Below are 6,766 nucleotides of genomic sequence, written 5' to 3' on the forward strand. Positions count from 1 at the left end.
ATGTGATAGCCTTCCTGCGTAAGATAGATTTCGATAGCTTCCACGATGTCTTTGTCGTCATCGCAAACAAGTATGTTAGCCACTTTTTTGTACCTCCCTGATGTTATTAGAATAGCAGCCGGAAATTAAGACGAAAGGGGTAAATTCTTAAGATTCCATGAAATCCATTGTACTATATTAAGGATATAGTGTAAACAGAGAAAGCCTTGTTGGCAGCAGACGTGATGTGCTAAACTAGTACTAGATAACAGAAAATAACGATATTGGAAGAAAGATCAGGAGAAAAGTGAAAGTGGAGAATGAAAATAAAATCAGCAGTATGGCAGGGAGCGCGCACTGTACGGAAGAAATTATGTCAGCTTGTGCTCTTTGTCCAAGAGAATGCCTGGCAGACCGGGGTGCAGGGAAAAAAGGCTTCTGTGGCATGGATGAGAGAATTTATCTGGCAAGAGCGGCGCTTCATATGTGGGAGGAACCATGCATTTCTGGAACAAAAGGCTCCGGGGCAGTGTTCTTTTCCGGGTGCGGACTGCGTTGCTGTTTCTGCCAGAATCATGATATTGCCATCGGGAGCAGGGGACGGGCTGTAAGTGTGGAACGGCTTGGAGAGATTTTTCTGGAACTGAAGGAAAAAGGAGCTGCAAACATCAATCTGGTAACAGGTGCACATTATGTACCGCAGATCATAGAGGCACTGGATATGGCCCGGAGGAAGGGCCTGGATATTCCGGTGGTGTATAATTCCAGCGGGTATGAAAAAACAGAAACCCTGAAGCTTCTGGAAGGATATGTGGACATTTATCTTCCGGATCTGAAATATCTGGATCCGGAGCTTGCACAGAAATTTTCTTATGCGCCGGATTATGTGCAGGCTGCAAAGGCTGCAATTGGAGAGATGGTGCGTCAGACCGGGAAATGTGAGTTTGGAGAGGATGGATACATCCGGAAAGGAACCATTGTCCGTCATCTGATCCTGCCGGGACATACAGGAAATTCCATAAAGGCTCTGAGGTATCTTCATGAAACCTATGGGGAAGATATTTATATCAGTATTATGAATCAGTATACGCCGGTGAGAAAATTTGTGGAATTTAAGGAATTAAACCGGAAAGTTACAAAAAGAGAGTATGAAAAAGTTCTGGATGCTGCTGTGGATATGGGGATTCAGAATGGATTTATCCAGGAAGGAGAAACTGCTTCAGAAAGCTTTATTCCGGATTTCGATTATGAGGGAGTGGAAAAAAATACTCCATAAATGGAAGGAGGCCGGTACTTTCGTACCGGCGCGTATGAAAAAGAAAAATATTATAGAAAGTTCATCACCTTCTATGACTTATAATATACAGTAAAAATGTGAAGAAAGTGTGTCTAACATTTGAAATAAATGTGAAAAGAACAATTTATGCCACAAACATAGCAAAATATGACGAATATTTATCAGAATTTCTTCCAGGTTTCACGAAGGAAAAGGATCAGGATCGGAAATAGCTCCAGTCGGCCGGCCAGCATATCGAAAGAAAGGACCAGCTTGGACAGCGGAGAAAAGATCCCGAAGTTTCCGGTAGGACCGATCAGGGAAAGACCGGGACCCACATTGTTTAAAGTGGTGACTACGGCTGTGAAATTTGTTACAAGATCAAATTCATCAAAACTGATGATAAAGATAGATGCAGCCACGATCATCAGATAAACGATCATATAAATATTGGTGGCACGCATAACTTCGTGAGACACCGCTTTTCCGTCCATTTTGATCTTTTTTACTGCATTGGGATGCAGATAAAGATGCAGTTCCTTGCGGACGGATTTTGCAAGAAGCAGAAGACGGGAAATCTTGATTCCGCCGCCTGTACTGCCAGCACAGGCACCACAGAAGGTAAGCAGTACCAGAATCGTTCTGGATACCGCAGGCCACTGGTTAAAATCCGTAGTGGCATAACCGGTGGTGGTGATAATAGAACTAACCTGGAAAAATGCCTGTTGAAGTGCTTCCCACACATTGTCAAACAGATGCCGGACGTTGAAAGTGATCATCAGGGCAGAGGCGATGATCACAAAGAAGTAGCAGCGGACCTCTTCAGATTTCAATGCCTGAGAAAACTTCCTGGTGAGAAGAAGAAAATAGACATTGAAGTTTACGCCAAACAGGATCATAAAGATAGTGATGACGATCTGAATATATAAGCTGTAACTTCCCATACTGTCGGATTTGATTCCGAACCCACCGGTTCCGGCAGTTCCAAATGCTGCACAGAGACTGTCGTAAAGAGGCATCCCCCCAAGAAGCAGGAGGATGATCAGTGCAACAGTGAGTGCAATGTAGATCTTGTACAGGATCTTGGCAGTTGACTGGACTTTTGGAAGAAGCTTTCCTACGGAAGGACCGGGGCTTTCTGCCTTCATAAGGTTCATATGATAGCCACCTGCAAGCGGAAGCAGTGTCAGGATAAATACCAGAACACCCATACCACCGATCCAGTGGGAAAAACATCTCCAGATATTGATGCTGTAAGGCATCTGTGATGGATCGGAGAGAATACTGGAACCGGTTGTAGTGAAACCGGAAACAATCTCAAAAAAAGCATCAATGGGATTCGGGATAGCCCCGCTGAGCACAAACGGCACAGCACCGACAATACTGAGGACGATCCAGCTTAAAGCAGTAGTCACAAGGCCTTCACGGGCGTAAAACGCTTTCTTGGACGGTTTGCGGCTGACCAGTGGAACACCGATGGCCAGACATGCCAGAATCGTGATCAGGAAGGCAATACCGGATTTTTCGCGGTAGATAAGGGCAGTGATGCCGGGAACCAGCATACAGACAGCCTCCACATTCATGATCCATCCCAGGATATAAATAATAATCGAATAATTCATTTGGCAGTACCTCTATTTTTCAAGTATATCTGTGATGTCGCGAAGCCCCTTGTGAGTGGTTACGATGATCACGGTATCTCCCACCTGGATCATATCCTGACCACGGGGAATGCGGATGCGGCCGTTGCGGTTCAGGCATCCCACCAGAAGATTCTTGCGGAGATTCAGCTCTGCAAGAGGGATATAAGTTACGGCAGATTCCTCACGGATCGCAAATTCCAGTGCTTCTGCATTGCCATCCAGAATATGATAAAGGGTTTCTACATTGCTGCCGATGCTGTTCTGAGTGGCACGGACATACTGCAGGATATAATCAGCAGTGATATTTTTCGGGTAGATGACACTTCCGATATCCAGGGAGTCGATGACATCATCAAATTCCAGACGGTTGACCTTGGCAACCAGCTTGGCATCGGAGATGCTTTTGGCAAAGAGAGCAAGAAATACATTCTCCTCATCCAGATTTGTCAGAGTGACAAAGGATTCGGACTCGGAAAGTCCTTCTTCTAGCAGAAGAGAACGGTTCGTTCCGTCACCATTGATGATAGTCGCATCTGGAAGCAGTTCGCTTAAGTGCTCACAGCGGTTTTTGTTCTGCTCGATGATCTTGACACTGATCTTCATACCCAGAAGTGCATGGGCAAGATAATAGGAAATGGTTCCGCCACCTACGATGATACAGTTTTTGACCTGATTGGTCTTGAGACCGATCTTACGGAAAAATGCCGCTGCATTAAGCGGAGAAGCCAGAATGGAAACCATATCTCCGTCGTGTATAATGTGATCACCACCAGGAATGGATACATTGTCACGGCTCTCGATCGCGCAGACCAGAATATCACTTCGGAAAGCATCTGAGATCTGGGAAACGCTCATTCCGTCCAGCTTGAATTCCGGGAGAACTTTAAACTTGAGAAGTTCTACACGACCACGTGCAAAGGTGTCAATCTTGATCGCAGATGGAAAACGGAGAAGCCGTGAAATTTCCTGGGCAGCGGCAAACTCCGGGTTAATGATCATGGTAACACCAAGACGTTCTTTGATGAATCCGATTTCTTTTTCATAAATGGGGTTACGGACGCGGGCGATGGTCTGACAGTGGTTGGCTTTCTGCGCGATCAGACAGCAGAGAAGGTTCAACTCGTCAGAAGCGGTAACTGCGATCAGAATATCTGCAGTATCAACACCTGCCTCCATTAAAGTATTGATGCTGGCACCATTACCGACGATTCCCATAGCGTCGATATTTTCGCAGAGATCATTGATCTTGTCGGCAATAACGTCGACAAGAGTGATATCAATATCCTCTGCCTGAAGCTGCTCTGCAAGATTTCTACCGACTTTTCCGCAGCCTACAATAATTACCTGCATAATTTCCTCCTTCAATAGCCGGTCAGGGCTACAAATCATAAGTAAAAGCGCCCATCCGTGTAAAGATAGGCAAGGATATTATAGCACTGTATATCTGATTTTTAAACAGTAATATTTTCCTGTATATATAGAAAAAAATGGCAGAAAGATAGATATATATGAAGGAAAGTGAACATTCCTGTTTTCACAAGTTTAAAAAACGGTCATAAAATATAGCGTGATCATGAATGAAAGGATTTCGATTATGGACCGATTTCAGATGAATCGTTCGGGCTGCCGGCCATATCAGTATACCTGTGGGATGAATAGCGGGATGGCAGGCCGGACGGATCGATCATTTTCTGATATGGCAAAACAGGTTCCTGCAATGGCGTATGTGCCATACCAGGAATTTGCGCCTACCTTTGAGCTGAAAAAAGCTCTTCAGGTCGGAACTATTTTCCCTGAGCTTTGCAAGCCGTTCTGCGGCAGGAGAGGAGGAAGTCGATGATGTATGGAAATTGTACTTCCAAAAAAGAACTGCTGCAGTTTATTGACCAGGTAAGCTTTGCCATTGACGATCTTCTCCTTTTTCTGGATACGCATCCAAAAGAAAAAAGAGCTCTTGAATATTACAGTGAGCTTTCAGCAAGAAGAAATGAGCTTCTGGAAAAATATGCAAAATTTTATGGACCGCTGACCATTGATACCGGAAACGACAGCAATCTTAAGTCATGGCAGTGGATGGAACAGCCGTTTCCATGGGAACAGGAAGGAGGGTGCAGATAAGGTATGTGGAATTATGAAAAAAGACTCCAGTATCCTGTAAATATCAAGACGCCTAACGCAAAGCTGGCACAGTTTATATCCAGCCAGTATGGCGGGCCGGACGGAGAAATAGGAGCTTCCATGCGGTATCTTTCCCAGCGTTTTACCGCACCGAACCGGATGGTCGCGGCAGTGCTCAATGATGTGGGAACAGAAGAACTGGCACATTTGGAAATCGTGTCCACCATTGTCCATCAGCTGACAAAGGATCTTTCTATGGAAGAAATCGAGAACAGCGGACTTGGGCCGTATTATATTGACCACACGGTGGGAATCTGGCCGCAGGCTGCAGGTGGAGTGCCCTTTAATGCCTGCGAATTCCAGAGTAAGGGTGATCCGATCACGGATCTGTTTGAAGATCTGGCGGCAGAACAGAAGGCACGCTCCACCTACGATAATATCCTCCGGGTGGTGAAAAATATCCCGGAGGTTGCAGATCCCATCCGTTTCCTTCGGGCAAGAGAGGTAGTCCATTTCCAGCGTTTCGGTGAAGCACTGAGATCCGTGCAGGAGCAGCTGGATGCCAAAAATTTCTATGCCTTTAACCCGAGCTTTGATGCTCCGTGCAAAGCCTCCTGTGAAGAGTGATGGATCAGAGAAAAAATCTGTCTGACAGGAATCATATCTGAAATAAAAAGAGCTGCACAGCCGGCAGGAATCCTGCGGCTGTGCAGCTTTGAATTTGTTTTCTTGGAAAAAGATGTTTGTAACCTACATTTCTTGTTATGCGTCTTTTTTATCGTCTTTATGCAGATTCTTCTGTGCTGTGGAAAGCATAAGTTTGATCCTGTTCAGCTGATTTACTTCGCTGGCACCTGGATCGTAGTCGATGGCAACAATGTTGGCTTCCGGATGCTCACGGCGAACTTCCTTGATGACACCTTTTCCTACGATGTGGTTCGGCAGGCATCCAAAAGGCTGGATGCAGACGATGTTCGGGACACCGCCATGGATGAGTTCCATCATCTCTCCGGTCAGGAACCATCCTTCACCGGTCTGATTTCCGGCAGAAACGATGGGCGCAGCCATTTTTGCAAGATCACGGATATCTGCGGCCGGTGTAAAGTGGCGGCTCTGCTCCAGAGCCTCATTTGCTGTTTTTCTCAGCCAGTCGATGGCTCTGAGACCAAGATTTGCGATGGTTGCCTTGGATTTCTTGAATCCAAGCTTTTCAACCTTGAAATTCTGGTTGTAGAAGCAGTAGCAGATAAAGTCGATAAGATCCGGAACAACCGGTTCTGCCCCTTCTGCCTCCAGAAGATCTGCCAGGTGGTTGTTGGCAGCAGGCAGGAACTTGACAAGGATCTCACCTACGATACCAACGCGAGGCTTTTTCTCATCGGAGATCGGGATCGTATCAAAATCATGGACCATCTCACGGCACATTTTTTTGAAGGTACCATGGCTGACGCTGCTGCCTGTTACGAAGGCAATGACGCGCTGCTCCCAGATTTTGTGCTTGCGGTTTACGATACCCTTTTCCAGCTCGTAAGGACGCATGCGATATACGCATTTCATCAGGATATCACCGAATACGGCACCGTAAACGATACGCTTGATCAGCGGCAGTGTCAGCTTAAAGCCAGGGTTGCTCTCCAGTCCGCTTAAGTTGAGGGAGATAACCGGAATCTGTTCCATGCCGGCTTTTTTCAGAGCACGGCGGATGAATGCGATATAGTTGGAGGCACGGCAGCCGCCGCCTGTCTGAGAC

Annotated in this window: 6 protein-coding genes and 2 pseudogenes; 4 read left to right on the top strand and 4 right to left on the bottom strand. The window is 46.1% G+C overall.

The genetic code is table 11. The features are described 5' to 3' along the window. Window positions 1-83, bottom strand: a pseudogene (locus AB5026_RS18440) (DNA-binding response regulator); the annotation flags it as partial. 269 nt (window positions 84-352) lie between these two features. On the opposite strand from AB5026_RS18440, the gene AB5026_RS18445 reads away from it, so the two are divergent. Further along, window positions 353-1,255, top strand: coding sequence for a radical SAM protein (locus AB5026_RS18445; protein ID WP_161209106.1), 903 nt, complete (start codon window positions 353-355; stop codon window positions 1,253-1,255). A gap of 182 nt (window positions 1,256-1,437) precedes the next feature. Here the strand turns inward: AB5026_RS18445 and AB5026_RS18450 are convergent, their stop codons facing one another. Both AB5026_RS18450 and trkA read right to left on the bottom strand, forming a co-directional pair. Beyond that, window positions 1,438-2,877, bottom strand: a complete 1,440-nt coding sequence (locus tag AB5026_RS18450; RefSeq protein WP_250789305.1) for a TrkH family potassium uptake protein — start codon at window positions 2,875-2,877, stop codon at window positions 1,438-1,440. Between the two features lie 12 nt (window positions 2,878-2,889). Beyond that, the gene (gene trkA, locus AB5026_RS18455) at window positions 2,890-4,248 is read right to left on the bottom strand and encodes a Trk system potassium transporter TrkA (RefSeq protein WP_015527160.1); all 1,359 of its coding nucleotides are present in this window, start codon (window positions 4,246-4,248) and stop codon (window positions 2,890-2,892) included. Between the two features lie 244 nt (window positions 4,249-4,492). Between trkA and AB5026_RS18460 the strand changes: the two genes are divergently transcribed. The 3 genes from AB5026_RS18460 to AB5026_RS18470 are packed head-to-tail and all read left to right on the top strand — an operon-like array spanning window position 4,493 to window position 5,643. Continuing rightward, window positions 4,493-4,738: a spore coat associated protein CotJA gene (locus AB5026_RS18460; protein ID WP_015527159.1), complete on the top strand. Its 246-nt coding sequence runs from the start codon at window positions 4,493-4,495 to the stop codon at window positions 4,736-4,738. Then, the gene (locus AB5026_RS18465) at window positions 4,735-5,016 is read left to right on the top strand and encodes a spore coat protein CotJB (protein WP_021651377.1); all 282 of its coding nucleotides are present in this window, start codon (window positions 4,735-4,737) and stop codon (window positions 5,014-5,016) included. Before AB5026_RS18460 ends, AB5026_RS18465 begins: the two co-directional genes overlap by 4 nt. Window positions 5,017-5,019: 3 nt before the next feature. Continuing rightward, window positions 5,020-5,643: a manganese catalase family protein gene (locus AB5026_RS18470; RefSeq protein ID WP_015527157.1), complete on the top strand. Its 624-nt coding sequence runs from the start codon at window positions 5,020-5,022 to the stop codon at window positions 5,641-5,643. A 135-nt stretch (window positions 5,644-5,778) separates the two neighbouring features. Here AB5026_RS18470 and AB5026_RS18475 read toward each other — a convergent pair. Further along, a pseudogene (locus AB5026_RS18475) lies at window positions 5,779-6,766 on the bottom strand (2-hydroxyglutaryl-CoA dehydratase); the annotation flags it as partial.

Source organism: Blautia sp. RTP21359st1_E11_RTP21359_211015 (assembly GCF_040910705.1).
GTDB lineage: Bacteria > Bacillota > Clostridia > Lachnospirales > Lachnospiraceae > Blautia_A > Blautia_A fusiformis.